Raw genomic sequence first — 17386 nt, 5'->3', positions numbered from 1 at the left:
ATCCAGGGAAAATCCCAAAAACAGGCCGACGGAGGTTACCTGTGAATAATAAAGTGACGTTAGCTGTATCTGCTGCACTAATGTCGATGTCAATGCATTCAGCTGCAGAGCTATCATCTGCAAACGAATCGTTTTCTGTAACTGCTGATCAACTCAAAGCAGTTAAAGCGACATCGATAAATAAGTACAAGAACACTAAATCAGTTTCCACACCAAAAACACTCTACACCGCTGAGAAAGGACTCGAAAATAAAGATTACATTTACTTTGTACATCTTTCTGACGATGCAGTTGCGAGCTACGATGGTGGTGTTGAAGGTTTAGAAGCTACTAACCCCCAACTTAAGAAACAAGTTTCTGTAACACGATCTAAATCGTCTGCTAGCAAACGCTTAGACGCCTCGCTTCCAGAAGTAAAGGCATATGCTTCTTACCTAGAGAAGAAACAAGCAGAAGTTATTGCTAAAGCTGAGTCTACTGTAGGTTCTTTAGAGACAATAGCAGAATATAAATATGCACTGAATGCAATTGCGATAAAAGTATCACCCGCTGAGGCAGAAGCCATCGCTCGTTTGCCTGGCGTTAAGAATGTTGAACGTGATGAAGTGTATCAACTTGATACTGACACGGGCCCTATCTTAATTGGCGCACCTGCAGTATGGGACGGCACGGCTAACGAAAGTGGTGTAGGTCGACAGGGTGAAGGCGTTGTTGTTGCGGTACTTGATACAGGTATCAACAGTGACCACCCTTCTTTCGCTGACGTAGGTGGTGATGGTTACGATCACACAAACCCCCTTGGCGCCGATGTTTACTTAGGTGAATGTGCAGTTGAAGCTGAAGTTCGTTGTAACGATAAGCTAATTGGTATTTATAGCTACCCGTCTATCTCTGACGTATACGCAGATGACACTATCTTCCCTCAAGACGGCACTATGCGTTTTGGTGAAGATTACAACGGTCACGGTTCACATACTGCGAGTACTGCCGCCGGTAACGTTCTTGTGGATGTCGGTGAAGTTACCGCTGAATTTGATGTGAATGCCAGTGATGGTATTGCGACTGGTTTCACCTTTGGTCAAATTTCAGGTGTAGCCCCTCACTCAAACATTATTTCTTATCAAGTATGTCAACCTGGTAACACTGGTGATACCTATGCAGGTTGTACTGGTGCGGCTATGGCTGCAGCGGTAGACGATGCGGTTGAATCAGGTATTGTTGATGTAATCAACTTCTCAATTTCAGGTGGTGGCTACCCTTGGAGTGGTTCGCTTAACGCAGCATGGTTGAATGCACGCAACGCGGGCATTTTTATTGCTCAATCTGCGGGCAATAGCGGCCCTGATCCAGAAACAACTGAGAAACACGCTCCGTGGATTACCGTTGTTGGTGCTTCTACGCACGGTCGAAGTGTAGAGTATGATAAAGAAATCTCTTTCACTGGTGGTGCAACTGAGTTAGGTGCTATCGCTGGTAAGAGTAACTCTGGCGCGATATCGGGTACAATTGTTTATGCAGGTGATTACACCAATGCAAACGATCCTGATGGCGATCCAGCTCAGTGTTTAGAGCCTTTCCCTGAAGATACGTTCGCGGGTGAAATTGTTGTTTGTGACCGTGGTGCTATTGCTCGTGTAGCTAAAGCATCTAACGTTGCAAGTGGTGGCGCTGCGGGTTTTGTTCTAGCAAACCTTGCAGATGGCGCAACATCAGTTAATAACGATGCGTATGTTATCCCGGGTATCCATGTTGATGCCTCGAACGGTGATATGCTGCGTTCATGGTTGGCAGAAGGTGAAGGCCATACTGCGTCAATCACTGCATCTGAAGGCATATTAACAGTGGACGACGACGCGGCTGATGTTATGGCTGACTTCTCTTCACGTGGTCCTAATACATCAATCAGCACACTAACACCGTCGGTAACTGCGCCGGGCGTTAGCATTTACGCTGCTTATTCTGATGAACAATACGGTCAGGATTCTACAGGTTCTGCACCAGCTGATTATGCCTACCTTCAAGGTACTTCTATGTCAGGCCCTCATGTTGCTGGCGCTGCTGCACTAGTACGTCATGAGAAACCATCGTGGACACCAGATCAAGTACGTTCTGCTCTTATGATGACGGCTACCACCGATGTTCTTAAAGAAGACGGCGAAACCGCAGCAGATTGGTTTGATATGGGTGCAGGTCGTATTGAAGTAGACCTAGCGGTTCAATCTGGCTTAGTTATGGATGAAACAGACGCAAATTACGCTTCTGCTGACCCTGCACTAGGTGGTGAGCCTCGTACACTTAACTTACCTTCTGTTACCGACGACAACTGTGTAGGTTCTTGCACATGGACTCGTACCGTAACGGCAACTAAAGACGGCTCTTGGTCTGTAGACGGTGTCGGAATTTCTGATGGTATAGAAATTACTGTTACACCTGCTACCTTTGACTTAACTGCTGGACAATCTCAAGAGTTAACGATTGAGATTGACGCATTCCGCGCAGAAAGTGATGTTTGGTCATTTGGTCAAATCAACTTAGTTTCTGGCTCGTCGCCAGATTTACACCTTCCTGTTTCAATTGTTGCATCTAACGGTAACTTACCTGATGAAATCGACTTTGAAGCACATCGTAATCAAGACTCGTACTTGCTTGAAGATGTAATGGCAGTTGAGATTACTGACCTTCAAGTGACGTCTTACGGCCTAACCAAAGCAACGAAAGTTGAAGGTATGGTTGCACAAGACTCAGACAACAGCGACTACCTAGATGACTTAGAAGATGGCTTGCATATTACACAAATCGAAGTACCTGAAGGTACCCTTCGTTTAGTAGCTGCAACTATGGATACGACGTCGCCAGATCTAGATTTACGCGTTGTGTTTGATGCAAATGCCGACGGTATACCTCAAGAAGATGAAGAAGTAGGTATTAGCGCAACGGCTTCATCTGAAGAGTACGTAAGCGTTGAAATGCCTGCAGCGGGTAGCTACTGGGTTATTGTACAAAACTGGGCCGCATCGTCTGATGAAGAAGGTTTTGAAGATAGCTTTGTATTAGCACATGCCATGGTTGATAACCAGGCAGGTGAAGGGTTAACTATTGACGCTCCTTCAGCTATTCCTCAGCTAACCGAGTTCGACGTACGCTTTACATGGGATTTAACCGACGCGGTTGAAGGCGATATCTACGTTGGTGCTGTTTCAATGGGTACTGATGCTGATAACGTTGATAACCTTGGCGTTATTCCTGTTGATATTGTTCGTGCTGAAGATGATGTTTATGTCACTGCGGAATCTGAAGAGCGCGTTCTACCGGGTGAAGAAGCAACTTTCTATGTAAACGTACTTCCAAACTTTACAACGGAAGACCGCGACTATGAAATTTCACTAACGCTGCCTGATAACGTTACGTTAGTTGAAGGTTCATTGTCTCATGATGGTGTCGCTACTGAAAATACGCTTTCTTGGTCTATTACCCAAGAATCGCTGCTTGGTGCTACTCCATCTTATGAAATTACCACTAATGCCACTGACGCATTCTGTGCTAACCCTGACTTTGGCCAAGGCGGTGGATATATCGACCTAGCCGCTTTTGGTGTTGGTATGGATGATACATTGGATGGGGACACAGTAGACGGAACTTATTCACTTCCTGCTTACTTCCTTGGTTCCATGTACAGTGCCGTGACGGTAACTGATGATGGTTTTGTAACATTAGGTACTGCTATCTCGTCGCCTTGGGTTAACCAAGACCTTCCAGATGTTGCAGATCCAAATGGTGTCATTGCTCCGCTATGGCGCGATCAAGAATTTGACGTTGCTAATGGCACAGGTGTTTCTGTCGCTTCTGCAGGCGCTGCGTATACCATCATTGAATGGGATAACATGAGATTCTGGGGTCTTAGCGAAGATTTTGCTGATATTGCAGATTACCAAATTGTTTTCTTCAATGAGCCAACTGAAGGTCAGCCAAACATCGTATTCTCATACGATAACGTGACACATGACCTTGGTAGTATCTTGCCTGTGACCATTGGTTACGAAGATATTGATGGCGCTACGGGTCAAGCACCTTACTACACGCCTTACAGTCAAGACTTCTTTGACGCGAATTTTGATGCTGAAATTGTATCTGGTACGCAAATCTGTATGTATCTTGATGACGTTGATAGCAGCCCTACTCAGTTAGCTTACACCGTTATGGTAAATGCTGATGACGAAGGTGGTGCGATTCAAATGATGGCGATGTCAGAAGTGACTAACATCCCTGGTGCAGCATCTGCAGTATCTGAAACTTATGAAGGTTTACAAGTTGAAGGTCCTCCAGCTGTAACTATCGACGGCATGACAGTGGCCACACTGGAAATTGTTGAATTAATGGAGTTGAACTTACCAGGTCTAGTAGAAGAGCCTAACGGCGATGCTGTTGACATTACTTGGAAGCAAGTTGAAGGACCAGCGGCTATTATTGCAGGTGCAGGTATACAAGAAGCTATCCTAGTTGCTCCAGAAGTAACTGAAGATACGCTAATTGTACTTGAGCTTACTGCTACTGATAGTAACGGTAACACTTCAATGGCAACAGCTAATGTAACGGTGAAAGATAACTTACCACCTGTTATCAACATCTCTGCTCCGTTTACTGTTGAAGAAGGTGAGTCAATCACTGTTTCTGCTACAGCAACAGATCCAGAAGGTGATGACGTTACATTCACCATCAATGACATCCCAGGCTCAAGTCTAACGACTACAGCGCCTAAAACGAATAGCACTACTACTGTTCAGTTTGAAGTGGTTGCATTTGATGGTTTAAATACAACAACAGAAACAGTAACCGTCAGTGTTACTGATAAGAGCGGTGGTTCAATGGGTTGGTTAACATTGCTACTTGTTCCAGTTATGTATTTACGTAGACGTAAAATGAAATAAGCGATATCACCTAGATATTACTTAAACGCAAAAGGCCGCTGTTAAGCGGCCTTTTTTATACCTGAAACTTTAATAATTATTGGTAGTTAACGTTACATCTATACCAACTACACCCTTTCATTATTCTTCATCCGATAATCTCGATAATGTATTGTCTAGACGTTTGTTGGGTTGAACCCCCATCTCTCTAAATTTCTCGACTTGTCGCACTAAATTTCCACGCCCACTTGAAAGCTTATTCATTGCCGCTTCATAGCTGCCATGCGCGGTGTCTAGTGCTTTACCAATCTTTTCAATATCAGAAACAAAGCCTACAAATTTGTCGTAAAGCTTTCCTGCTTGCTCTGCAATGAGCTGTGCGTTTTGATTCTGGTACTCGTATTGCCAAATGTTATTAATGGTTCTAAGTGCCACAAGCAAATTTGTGGGGCTAACTAACATAATATTATGATTAAGCGCGAGTGAAACAAGATCAGGCTCTTCTTCGATGGCTAACAAGAACGCAGGTTCGATAGGAATGAACAGTAACACATAATCCAGCGTGCGAAGCCCTTTAAGGGACTGATATTCTTTGGCACCTAACCCTTTAATATGCCCTTTTATTGAGGCGACGTGTGCACTTAGATACTGTTTGCGGCTAGTATCATCATCACAGTTAAAGTATTGCTCATAGGCCGCTAAACTTACTTTAGAATCGATAATCACGTCTTTGTCGTTAGGTAGGTGCACGACTACATCAGGTTGCAATCGCCTACCCTGTTCAGATTGTGCCGACACTTGGGTTTCAAATTCATGGCCTTCTCGAAGCCCAGATTCTTTGAGTATGCGCTCTAGAATAACTTCGCCCCAATTGCCTTGTTTTTTGTTATCGCCTTTAAGGGCATTGGTTAACGCTGATGCCTCTTCGGTTATGCGCTGGTTTAACGCTTTTAGACTTAAAATTTCCGTTTTTAGCGACGCGCGTTCTTGCCCCTCACGAATATGTTGCTCGGAAATTTGTTGCTTAAACCCATCTAATTGTGATTTGAACGGAGCCAAAACCGCTTCAATATTATGCTTACTTTGACTTTGATAGGTTGCACTTTTCTCATCAAAGATTTTGTTTGCTAAGTTTTCAAACTGGATTTGTAAGCGTTGTTCCGACGAATGCATTAACGCAAGCTTTTCTTCATGATTCTGCATAAGCGCATCAAGCCTAGCCTTTTGCGCCTCGTGTTGCGCCTGCAACTTACTGTACTCTTTTTGCAGCACGCCTGATGCTTCACTAAGTTGGTGTTTCTCAGCTAAAACCTGCTCATACTGACGTGACTTTTCAACCAGCATGCCCATACGTTCTTGGGTTTCATTGTAGCTCTGCTGCTGTGCGAGTAACGCATCACTTTTCTCTGCCACTTGTAAGCGAGCCTGACTCAACGTCCTGCGGGTCGCTAATAGCAAGATAAGAAAAATTAACGCCAGTAGTAAAAGGCCAGCATTCAAATATTGGGGGGGCAAATCAGATAAGGAATACATATTAAATACACGCACTGTTAATTTATACAGCACTATAAACAAAAACAGGTGCCATTGGCACCTGTTTTAATCACAAAGGCATGATTACTTAGATAATGCGTTATCTAAATCTTCAATTTTTGCTTTCCAAATAGCCGGTCCAGTTTCGTGGGCGTTAGCACCGGTGCTGTCTACCGCTACAGTAACTGGCATGTCTTCAACGTCAAATTCGTAAATGGCTTCCATCCCTAAATCTTCAAACGCCACTACACGTGACTTCTTGATAGCTTTAGAAACCAAATACGCCGCACCACCTACAGCCATTAAATAAACTGACTGATGCTTCGCAATAGATTTCACCGTTGCAGGGCCACGCTCTGCTTTACCTATCATACCGATAAGGCCTGTTTTCTCTAACATCATGTCAGTGAATTTATCCATACGGGTGGCAGTAGTTGGACCGGCTGGGCCTACTACTTCATCGCCAACCGCATCAACAGGGCCTACGTAATAAATAAAGCGGTTGGTTAGATCTACGCCTTCGGGCAAACCTTCACCGTTATCTAGCATGGTTTGAATACGCTTGTGCGCCGCATCACGGCCAGTCAACATTTTTCCAGAAAGTAGTACAGTTTCACCCACTTTCCAGTCTTGAATGTCTTCTTTGGTCACATCATTAAGGTTAACGCGACGGGTGTTTTCACCCACTTCCCACGTTACCTCTGGCCAATCTTCTAATTTAGGCGGCGTAAGTTCAGCAGGACCTGAGCCATCTAAATGAAAATGTGCATGCCGGGTTGCTGCACAGTTAGGGATCATTGCCACAGGCTTAGATGCCGCATGGGTAGGCAATGACATTATTTTAACGTCTACTACGGTCGTTAAACCACCTAGGCCTTGTGCACCAATACCCAATTGATTCACGCGCTCGAAAATTTCAACACGTAGCTTTTCATCTGTGGTTTCTGGGCCGCGAGCAATCAGCTCTTGAATATCAACCGGATCCATTAAGCTTTCTTTAGCGAGTACAGCCGCTTTTTCTGCTGTACCACCAATGCCTATGCCTAACATTCCAGGTGGACACCAGCCAGCGCCCATGGTTGGCAACGTTTTCACTACCCAGTCAGCAATATTATCGCTAGGGTTTAACATTACCATTTTAGATTTGTTTTCTGAGCCACCACCTTTTGCCGCAATCATCACCTCAACTTTTTCACCTGGCACCATATCAATGTGAACAACTGACGGTGTGTTGTCTTTGGTGTTGGTTCGTGCGCCCGCGGGGTCGGCAACGATAGAAGCGCGTAATGGATTATCTGGGTTTAGATAAGCACGGCGTGTACCTTCATCAACCATCTGTTGAACAGTCATGTCGGTTTTATCCCATGTCACACCCATACCTACTTTAACAAAGCAGGTAACAATACCGGTGTCTTGACATAAAGGACGCTTGCCTTCAGCTGACATTCTAGAGTTGATAAGGATTTGTGCCATCGCATCTTTAGCTGCTTGGCTTTCTTCTCTGTTATACGCTGCTTCTACGGCTTTAACGTAGTCGAGCGGGTGATAGTAAGAGATAAACTGTAGGGAATCTTCAATGCTATCAATGAAGTCCTGTTGGCGGATAACGGTCATGACATCCTCTTTTTTTATTTTGCTTTCGTGGTCTTAGCCTGCTAAAAAAGCGTATACTAGCGCATCTGTTAGCACCGTACCATGTAAAATATGGGTGAGGCTTTGCGATAAAACAAACTTGTACTGTTAAATTTAACACTCTTGACCAACGTTATCTGTTTGATGTGGTGCTAATACTGTTAAATTAACCATTCAAAGCCAATTTAACGCTGCTTTATTGCCAACAATATTCTTCTTAACCTGATGTATAGAGTTAGTTTTTCATGCCCGTAACATCGCTAGTTACCATTACGCCAATCAGTATATCCCCTTCCCTTATAGATATTTTTGAGCAGGTTGCTCATAAGGCCGGTGCCATTTTGCTTGATACCTGTGGCTCCACTAAAAGTAATGGACGCTACAATGTTATGGTGTGGGAACCCAGTGCTACCGTAACGGCCAAGCATGGCGAAACAGCGCTCGTGCAGTTAGCGGGCGATGACGCATTCACAACCGACCTTCTGCCTTTTGAAGCCGTTACGCACTATCTTCATGGTTCGGTGGCTAACCTTGAGGTAGATGTGGCTAGCGAATCGTTAGCCAAACAACTTCCTTTTATTGTAGGCGTAGCAGGTTTTGCAGGATACGATACAGGGCGTTATTACGAGAAACTTCCAGCAAATGCGGCGCAAACCTATACCACCCCCGATTTTTCCGTAGGACTTTATCTATCTTCATTGATTGAGGATACGGTAACAGGCACCTTATACTTTTGCTCGGCGAAAGGTGAGGTCACACCACCTGACTTTGTCTTTCAACCTAATTTTGCTGCTGATGTTAAAGAGAGTGCTGATGCTGTCTATTTATGCGATGAAAACGAGCATAAAGACCGTGTCTCTTTAGCCTCCAACAATGATGAGAAAACGCAAGGTGATGATATCGCCAAAATGCCGTTTTCATTAACCAGTGATTGGGGATCTAACCTAACAAAAGAAGCCTATATTGGCTGTATTGAACGAATTCATGACTATTTAAAAGCGGGCGATTGTTATCAAGTGAACATGGCTCAGCGGTTCTCAGCCACATACACTGGCGATTGCTGGCAAGCCTATCGCGCCTTACGTGAAAGTAACCAAGCGCCCTTTTCTGCATTCATTCAATTAAAAAACAGCACTATTTTGAGTATATCTCCCGAACGCTTTATAAGTGTAAAGCAGGGCGTGGTGGAAACTAAACCCATTAAAGGTACTCGGCCACGGTTTAGCGATAAAGCTAAAGATGCACAAAGTGCCCAGTCTTTGCTAACTGCATCGAAAGATCGTGCGGAAAACCTTATGATTGTTGATTTACTGCGAAATGATCTTTCAAAACACTGTAAGCCTCATTCAGTGAAAGTGCCTGAGTTATTTGCACTAGAGAGCTATGAAGCCGTGCATCATTTGGTAAGTACCGTTGTTGGTGAACTTAGCGACGACGCTACCCCATTAGATTTGCTCGCCTCCTCATTTCCTGGTGGTTCTATTACAGGCGCACCTAAAATAAGGGCGATGGAGATTATCGACGAACTGGAAGTGCATAGACGCAATATCTATTGTGGCAGCATTTTTTATATGGGCTTTCGTGAAGATATGGATTCAAGTATTTGTATTCGAACGCTGCTTGCCGAGAATAACCAGCTGCATTGCTGGGCTGGTGGTGGTATTGTTTTAGATTCAGTGGCTAATGACGAGTACAAAGAAACCTTGGATAAAGTGTCTAAAATTCTGCCCGTGCTAACCTCTCACTTTGGAGTGGGCCGTGAACAGAGCTGATTTTCTCCGCCAATTTCATCATTTGCGCCAAACGCACAGAGAGCCTGATTTTCCACTAAAGTCTAGAGGCAGACCAGCGGCGGTATTAATTCCGCTTATGGACTATGGACATGAACTAACGGTGTTACTTACAGAGCGTGCACATCATTTACGCCATCATCCAGGGCAAATTAGTTTCCCTGGTGGCGCGGTGGATGAAGTCGATAATAGCGTTTTCGATGCCGCCCTTCGTGAAGCCCACGAAGAAATAGGCATGCCTTCTGAAAACGTTGAGATTATAGGTGTCTTGCCCAATTACAGGACAGTAAGCGGTTATCAGATAGCCCCGGTTGTGGGTTTTGTGGAGCCTAGTTTTACGCCTGTTATCGACCCTAACGAAGTAGAAAGTGCTTTTGAAGTTCCGTTAGCCCATGTACTGAACCGCAAAAATCATCTTATCCATACCGCTCGCAAAGGTAAGCGTTCATCGCCTATCTACTTTATTCCGTGGAACGAACACATGATTTGGGGCGCTACGGCTGCCATTTTGCGAAACCTGTCTCACCATATTCACCCATAAGCTTGCTTACACTTAAGCTGGCCTGCCTTTGCGAGCTGCCACTTGCTTGCCGTTAAATATTTCTTTACACCACATTAGCAATTCTAATCAATTGATTAGCTTTTCTGTATTGTAGTTAAGCCCGTCTACATGCATGATCTGTTTATTCGAAAATTAGAACGGTGTAGATTTTATGATTAGTGTTTTTGATATGTTTAGCGTGGGTATTGGCCCTTCAAGCTCGCATACCGTTGGCCCCATGCGGGCGGGTGCTGAATTTGCTAAAACACTTGCAACAGACACCGCGTTATTTTCAAAAATCACCACGGTTAGAGTGGAACTATTCGGTTCTTTGGGTCAAACCGGTATTGGCCACGGAACAGGTAAAGCTGTGATCCTTGGGTTATCTGGGGAAATGCCTGAAAGCATTGACGTGAATAAAATAGAGCCTCTACTAGAAGATGTGCGAAGCCAAGAGTCTTTGTATCTAAATGGTGAGAAGCCCATTTTATTTCCAAATAAAAACGCGATTGTCTTTCACCGCCGCAAAACGCTTCCTAAGCATGCAAATGCACTTACCTTTTACGTATACGAAAACGACACTTTACTTTGCGAACAAACGTACTACAGCATTGGTGGCGGCTTCATAGTAAAAGAAGAAGATTTCGATGCCACTAAGGCACACGCTGGAGCCGTTCAAGCGACTGTGCCTTTCCCTTTTAAGTCTGGCGCCGCGTTGTTAGAACAATGCAAGAATAACGGGTTAAGTATTAGCGCCCTTATGCTTAAAAATGAAACCACGTTTCAACCTGCTCACGCCGTAAAACAAAAGCTGTTTGAAATATGGTTAGTGATGAAAGCCTGTGTTCAACGTGGCATCGACAGTGAAGGCATATTGCCAGGTGGTCTCAAAGTGGTGCGCCGTGCACCTGCGCTTTATCGTCGCCTGCAAACGGAGCATACCACCGACCCCATGCAAACCATGGACTGGGTGAACTTATTTGCCTTAGCCGTAAATGAAGAAAATGCCGCAGGGGGAAGAGTGGTTACTGCACCTACCAATGGCGCGGCGGGTATTATTCCAGCGGTTTTACATTATGTAGACAAATTTATTCGTCCAGTGGATGAAGAGGTGGCAAGCCGCTTCTTACTGACCGCAGGAGCGATTGGTATCTTGTACAAAGAAAATGCCTCAATTTCAGGTGCTGAAGTGGGCTGTCAGGGTGAAGTGGGTGTGGCATGTTCTATGGCTGCAGGTGCGCTGGCAGAGATTATGGGCGGTACTGTACCGGCAGTAGAAAATGCCGCTGAAATTGGTATGGAACATAACTTAGGGTTAACTTGCGACCCTGTAGGCGGCTTAGTACAGGTACCTTGTATTGAACGTAATGCAATGGGTGCAATTAAAGCGATAAACGCTTCTCGGTTAGCACTGAGAGGAAGCGGCGAGCACAAGGTATCATTAGATAAAGTCATTAAAACCATGCGTGATACCGGTAACGATATGAAAACCAAGTACAAAGAAACAGCCCGTGGCGGTCTGGCGGTTAATATTATCGAATGCTAGCCGTTAAATTAAATCACTAGACGTGATAAACCTGTAGAGACAAAAAAGGCGATTGGCGGTTTAGTAAGAACCCCGCAAATCGCCTTTTTTATGCCGTTACTTAAGTGCGTACTCAAACAGGCAATTCAAATGACCCGATTGTGAATTAAGCACTAAGCTAACCTGTTTAGATGAGCTTGACTCGTTAGCTTATTTAACGGGTAAGGTAACCCCTTTAAACATCTTTTCTACTTCGTCATTATTTTTTAGCATCATGGCTTTTTCAACTTTATCTTTCGTTAAGTGCGGAGCAAAGCGCTCGATAAAGTCGTACATATAGCTTCGTAAAAAAGACCCTTTTCTAAAGCCAATTTTGGTCGTGCTGTAATCGAACAAATGACTTGCATCAATTTTCACTAAATCGGAATCGAGTTCATCACTAACGGCCATGGAAGCAATAACCCCAATACCCACACCTAATCGAACATAAGTTTTAATAACATCGGCGTCGGTGGCGGTAAAGACAATTTTAGGCGTAAGACCCGCACGCTCAAACGCTTGATCGAGTTCTGAACGGCCGGTAAAACCAAATACATAGGTTACTAAGGGGTATTTGGCGATATCGCTAATATCAATAGAGCCCTTCTTCGACAAAGGGTGGTCTTTATTTACAATCACACTTCGATTCCAGTGATAACAAGGCAACATCACTAAATCATTGTATAAATGCAGAGCTTCAGTAGCGATAGCAAAGTCGGCTTCGCCCTTAGCGGCCAAATCACTGATTTGCGATGGCGTACCTTGGTGCATGTGTAAAGACACCTTCGGATACTTGCTCATAAAACCTTGGATTACATCCGGTAGCGCGTAACGTGCTTGGGTATGCGTAGTAGCAATATTTAGCTTACCTTGGTCTGGTAACGTATGCTCTCTAGCCACCGCTTTAATACTTTCTACTTTCGCCAGAATTTCGCGGGATATATTAATGACATCGTTTCCGGCATCTGTAACATGGGTAAGATGCTTACCGCTACGCCCAAAAATCTGTACACCCAACTCATCCTCTAGCATTCTCACCTGCTTACTAATGCCCGGCTGAGAGGTATATAAACTTTCTGCCGTGGCAGATACATTCAGATTATTGTTAAGTACTTCTACTATGTAACGTAGCTGTTGTAATTTCATGTAAAACATCGCTCCTTGTAACCAGTTGTGTACTATAACCTTATCGTTATAACCAAAACTACTAATAATTACGATAAGCTATTACAAAAGTGACAGATTAACCTAGAAAATAGTAGGTAATTTTGCGCTAAATAAGTAATACTGAAAATGGGCCATCTACTGAATAATTGTTTTCCTTTATCTTTACAGATGTTTTAATCGGTTCAACACCTTCTATTTTAAGGAAAATAACGGGTTTTATTCATATGAGCGAAAAAAAGCAACTTACCTCACCTATCGACTTTTCGTCGGTGCTAGCAGCTGCAGTGCACGATATGAAAAATTCGCTGTTTCTTCTTATTCAGTCAATTGAAAATCTGTCTAATGATTTAGCCCCTGAAAACAGTAAAGCACGAGAGCAAGTGGCTAATGTGCATTATGAAGCATCGCGGCTCAATACCAACCTAGTGCAAATTTTATCACTTTATCGTGCAGAATTAGAAAGTCTGCCGATAACAGTAGATGAATGTTTTGTCAGTGACTTAATAGACGATGTAGTTGGCTCTAATAATATTTACATTGATCAAAAAGAAATTGTGGTTAATGCAAATGTCGACCTTGATTTAAGTTGGTATTTAGATAGAGAGCTCATATACCTATTAATAAACGACGTGTTGGTGAATGCCCTTCGGTATGGCACCTCTCAAATTTGTATTTCAGCACAGGTTGAAGATGAATGCTTACATATTTGTGTGGAAGATGATGGCACTGGCTATCCGACGTCTATGCTTGAAAAGAGCCACGAAGACTTAGCCGATTTTCAGCTCAGTCAAGGCAGAACAGGATTAGGGCTTTTCTTTGCTAGACTCATTGCATCAGCTCACTCACAAGGCCAACTACAAGGTGAGATTTCTTTAAGTAATGGTGGTTCTCTTGGCGGAAGTGTATTTAAGGTAAAAATACCGTAACATTAACGCATAATAGTTTGGCAGTGAAAGCCAACATATAATTCGAATTAAGTAATAAACGGAAATACGCGCATGTACATGATAATAATAATTCTGATTGTTGTATTACTTATAGCGGCAATCTTTATAAATGCTATGCAACAACATCGCGCTAAGGCTGACTCGGAGCGTCGAGCAGATCTGGCTAAACAACGTGCTGTTATTGATGAAACAGAGAATGTTATTCTAGCGTGTTCGAACATGCCTATTTCAGGCCGCATGTTACAAATCTTGGATAATCGTGTGTTAGGCGCGCTTAAAACCGTCAACGAGCTTGGTGGTACGCCAGAAACAAAACAAAAACTTGCCAATGCAGAGCAAAAATCGGCTTCAATAAACCCTGATTCGGTCAGCGCTAACGAATTCGTTTTACCCGATAATGACAAACTTATTATTCAGTACATTCAGGCTGTTAAAAAGCTCCGCATTATACTTCGTTCAGAACACAGTAAAGGCAAAGTTGAAAGCAAAGTGTTTTTTGACGAAGACAAACAGTTAGAACGCTTACAAATTAAGGTTAATGTTGAAACGCTTATTAAACGCGGCAGAGCTGCACAGCAGTCGAATATGTTAGGTTCAGCTCGTCAGTATTACGAAAAAGCAAAAACCGCGCTAGAAAATCAAAATCATCAAGATGAATACACACAGTCTCGTTTGGCCACATTGCATGAATGGTTGTCAGAAATTCAAAACAACCTTAAAAGCGTTAACGCACAAGATAGAGCGAAGAAACAAGAAGAAGAGCGTGATGAATTGGATGAGTTATTTGCGCCTAAGAAGAAATGGTAACGCGTTAGTTCACATGCACTTGATACGTTACCTATGGTAGTGGTTTAACACTTCGCTCCACAGCGCTTGGCCAGCCACAGACATATCTCGTTTGGCATTTTTCACCATGCCTACCCTTTTTACCAAGGGGTCGTCTTTCATTTTAAGCACGGTTAGCCCGATGCTTTCCATCGAGTCAATACACAGCGATGGCATAATAGCGATGCCTAACCCCTGCTTAATTAGCTGACCAAGAGTACCCAACTGCCCAGTTTCGGCAACAATCACTGCTTCACCCACGGTACTTATCTTTTGCTGAGTCCACATTCTTACTGCTGACCCTCTATTCATCATTACCATAGGGTATTCGATACACGCTTCCCAGCTAACCGTTTTCGTTTTTGCTAATTCGTGCTTGGGGTTTACCACCACCACAAAACAATCGTCGAAAAGCGGCGTAAAAATAAGCCCTTCATTTTGCTGTGGTTCGAAGGTGAAGCCCATCTCAGCCCTTCCCTCTGATACTTCGTAAATCACGTTTTCCATGACCACATCTAAAATGCGCAGGTTAATATTAGGCGCAATTTGATGATACTTTTTAAGCAAATGAGGCAGATGTGACTCAGCAAAGGATGGCATAGCCGCAATGGTTAACCGCCCCTTGGCCATGGCGAAAAGGTTCTGAATATCGCCAAAGGTATCGTCCCAGTCCCGTAATATTCTAATGGCGTTAGGTAACAAGGCTTCGCCTTCTTTGGTTAACGCCACATGCCTGGTGCTACGACTAAACAACTTCCCTCCCAGCTGCTCTTCCATTTTCTTTATGGCAGAAGAAAGTGCCGGCTGAGTGAGATGAAGCTTAATAGCGGCCTCAGCAAACGTGCTTGAACGTGCTACGTGAATAAAAGCCTGCAAGTTTCTGTATGAAATATTCATTAAAATAATAACCTCGCCCTTGATTTGAAATACTGGCAAGGAAGGCCAATAAATTCAGTTACCCATGCCACGACCAATTAATAACTAAAGTTTATTAATTGAGTGATTAATTCAATTTTACATAACTGAAAACATTGTTGATACTTTTAATTAACATAAATTCAAAGCGATTAATTTAAGGGGAAGTACCATGTCTGGATTTGACAAAGTCGTCGCCACCTATCAAGAAGCCATGGATGGGCTAGCAGATGGTATGACGGTTATTGCTGGTGGTTTTGGCTTATGCGGCATACCAGAAGGACTCATCGCACAAATTAAAACTTTGGGCATAAAAGAGCTCACTGTAGTTTCTAATAACTGTGGCGTAGATGGTTTCGGGCTAGGGATCTTGCTGGAAGACAAACAGATTAAGAGAATGGTGTCTTCTTATGTGGGTGAAAACGCATTGTTTGAAAAACAATTACTAAATGGCGAGCTTGAAGTTGAACTTACGCCGCAAGGCACACTCGCCGAGAAGATGCGTGCAGGTGGTGCCGGCATTCCTGCTTTTTATACGGCTACTGGCTATGGCACGCCTGTAGGCGAAGGTAAGGAAGTGAAAACGTTTAATGGCCGACCTTATATTTTAGAAGAAGCTATTACTGGCGAATTTTCCATTGTGAAAGCGTGGAAAGCCGACCGATATGGAAATTGTATATATCGTCATACTGCACAGAACTTCAATCCTATGGCAGCCAGCGCTGGCACAATTACCGTCGTTGAAGCAGAAGAGATTGTTGAACCAGGTGAATTAAACCCTAGTGAAATTCATACTCCCGGCATTTATGTTAATCGAGTCATAAAAGGGGAATTTGAAAAACGCATAGAGCGTAAGGTTGTTTCTAAAACTGTACATAACACCACAGCAAAGGAGTCACAATAATGGCATTATCACGAGATCAAATAGCAATGCGTGTGGCTCAAGAATTCAAAGATGGTGATTATGTCAATTTAGGAATAGGTATTCCTACCTTAGCCGCCAGTTTTGTGCCTGAGGGCATTAGCGTGATGCTTCAATCTGAAAATGGTTTATTAGGTATGGGCCCCTACCCTCATGAAGATGAGCTAGACGCAGATATGATTAACGCAGGAAAAGAAACCGTTACCGCGATAACAGGTGCTTCAATTTTTAATTCTGCGGAAAGCTTTGCCATGATCCGTGGCGGCCACGTTGATTTTACTGTACTCGGCGCGTTTGAAGTAGACGTAAGCGGAAACATTGCGTCGTGGATGATCCCTGGAAAGCTTGTTAAAGGTATGGGCGGCGCTATGGACTTAGTGGCAGGTGCTAAAAATATTATTGTAACCATGACTCATACCGATAAACATGGCAACCCAAAACTACTCCGTGAATGTACCCTGCCGCTAACCGGTGTAAATTGCATAACCCGAATTATTACCGATCTTGCGGTATTAGAAGTGGTTGATGGTGCCTTTTTACTTAAAGAACGTGCCCCTGGAGTAACGGTTGAAGATATACAAGCAAAAACCGGCGGCAAGTTAGTTGTATCGGAAAATGTGACCGAAATGCGAGTATAACCGCATTT

General features: G+C 43.6%; 12 protein-coding genes. 8 read left to right on the top strand and 4 right to left on the bottom strand.

What is annotated here, in order from left to right; all coding sequences use genetic code 11:
- The first annotated feature begins 41 nt into the window (after window positions 1-41).
- Window positions 42-4925, top strand: coding sequence for a S8 family serine peptidase (locus FLAVO9R_RS20520; protein WP_159530249.1), 4884 nt, complete (start codon window positions 42-44; stop codon window positions 4923-4925).
- A 120-nt stretch (window positions 4926-5045) separates the two neighbouring features.
- Here FLAVO9R_RS20520 and rmuC read toward each other — a convergent pair whose 3' ends face one another.
- Together rmuC and FLAVO9R_RS07880 are read right to left on the bottom strand one after the other, a co-directional pair.
- A complete protein-coding gene (rmuC, locus tag FLAVO9R_RS07885; protein WP_159530247.1) occupies window positions 5046-6437 on the bottom strand; it encodes a DNA recombination protein RmuC in 1392 nt (463 codons plus the stop codon).
- Window positions 6438-6521: 84 nt separating this feature from the next.
- Window positions 6522-8051, bottom strand: coding sequence for a fumarate hydratase (locus FLAVO9R_RS07880; protein WP_159530245.1), 1530 nt, complete (start codon window positions 8049-8051; stop codon window positions 6522-6524).
- A 263-nt stretch (window positions 8052-8314) separates the two neighbouring features.
- Here FLAVO9R_RS07880 and pabB point away from each other — a divergent pair, with 263 nt between their 5' ends.
- The 3 genes from pabB to FLAVO9R_RS07865 all read left to right on the top strand — a co-directional run bounded on the left by pabB (window position 8315) and on the right by FLAVO9R_RS07865 (window position 11946).
- Window positions 8315-9841 carry an aminodeoxychorismate synthase component I gene (gene pabB / locus FLAVO9R_RS07875; protein WP_159530243.1) on the top strand — a complete coding sequence of 509 codons (1527 nt, stop codon included), beginning with the start codon at window positions 8315-8317 and terminating at the stop codon, window positions 9839-9841.
- Window positions 9828-10400 (top strand): CoA pyrophosphatase, encoded by a 573-nt coding sequence (locus FLAVO9R_RS07870; RefSeq protein WP_159530241.1) that lies wholly within the window; start codon window positions 9828-9830, stop codon window positions 10398-10400. The genes pabB and FLAVO9R_RS07870 overlap by 14 nt, the downstream gene beginning before the upstream one ends.
- A gap of 172 nt (window positions 10401-10572) precedes the next feature.
- On the top strand, window positions 10573-11946 hold the full coding sequence (locus tag FLAVO9R_RS07865) for an L-serine ammonia-lyase (RefSeq protein ID WP_159530239.1): 1374 nt from the start codon (window positions 10573-10575) through the stop codon (window positions 11944-11946).
- Window positions 11947-12135: 189 nt separating this feature from the next.
- Here the strand turns inward: FLAVO9R_RS07865 and cysB are convergent, their stop codons facing one another.
- Window positions 12136-13110: an HTH-type transcriptional regulator CysB gene (gene cysB / locus FLAVO9R_RS07860; RefSeq protein ID WP_013784052.1), complete on the bottom strand. Its 975-nt coding sequence runs from the start codon at window positions 13108-13110 to the stop codon at window positions 12136-12138.
- Window positions 13111-13355: 245 nt separating this feature from the next.
- On the opposite strand from cysB, the gene FLAVO9R_RS07855 reads away from it, so the two are divergent.
- On the top strand, window positions 13356-14057 hold the full coding sequence (locus FLAVO9R_RS07855) for a sensor histidine kinase (protein ID WP_159530237.1): 702 nt from the start codon (window positions 13356-13358) through the stop codon (window positions 14055-14057).
- 72 nt (window positions 14058-14129) lie between these two features.
- Window positions 14130-14885, top strand: a complete 756-nt coding sequence (locus tag FLAVO9R_RS07850; RefSeq protein ID WP_159530235.1) for a hypothetical protein — start codon at window positions 14130-14132, stop codon at window positions 14883-14885.
- 27 nt (window positions 14886-14912) lie between these two features.
- On the opposite strand, the gene FLAVO9R_RS07845 is transcribed toward FLAVO9R_RS07850, so the two are convergent.
- Window positions 14913-15800: a LysR family transcriptional regulator gene (locus tag FLAVO9R_RS07845; protein ID WP_159530233.1), complete on the bottom strand. Its 888-nt coding sequence runs from the start codon at window positions 15798-15800 to the stop codon at window positions 14913-14915.
- Window positions 15801-15990: 190 nt separating this feature from the next.
- On the opposite strand from FLAVO9R_RS07845, the gene FLAVO9R_RS07840 reads away from it, so the two are divergent.
- Both FLAVO9R_RS07840 and FLAVO9R_RS07835 read left to right on the top strand, forming a co-directional pair.
- Window positions 15991-16722 carry a CoA transferase subunit A gene (locus tag FLAVO9R_RS07840; protein WP_159530231.1) on the top strand — a complete coding sequence of 244 codons (732 nt, stop codon included), beginning with the start codon at window positions 15991-15993 and terminating at the stop codon, window positions 16720-16722.
- Window positions 16722-17378 carry a CoA transferase subunit B gene (locus FLAVO9R_RS07835; protein ID WP_159530229.1) on the top strand — a complete coding sequence of 219 codons (657 nt, stop codon included), beginning with the start codon at window positions 16722-16724 and terminating at the stop codon, window positions 17376-17378. The genes FLAVO9R_RS07840 and FLAVO9R_RS07835 overlap by 1 nt, the downstream gene beginning before the upstream one ends.
- The last annotated feature ends 8 nt before the right edge of the window (window positions 17379-17386 follow it).

Source organism: Alteromonas sp. 38, assembly GCF_902506055.1.
GTDB lineage: Bacteria > Pseudomonadota > Gammaproteobacteria > Enterobacterales > Alteromonadaceae > Alteromonas > Alteromonas lipotrueae.
The sequence above is the reverse complement of the archived record's forward strand: the minus strand, read 5'-3'. Positions and strand labels throughout refer to the sequence as shown.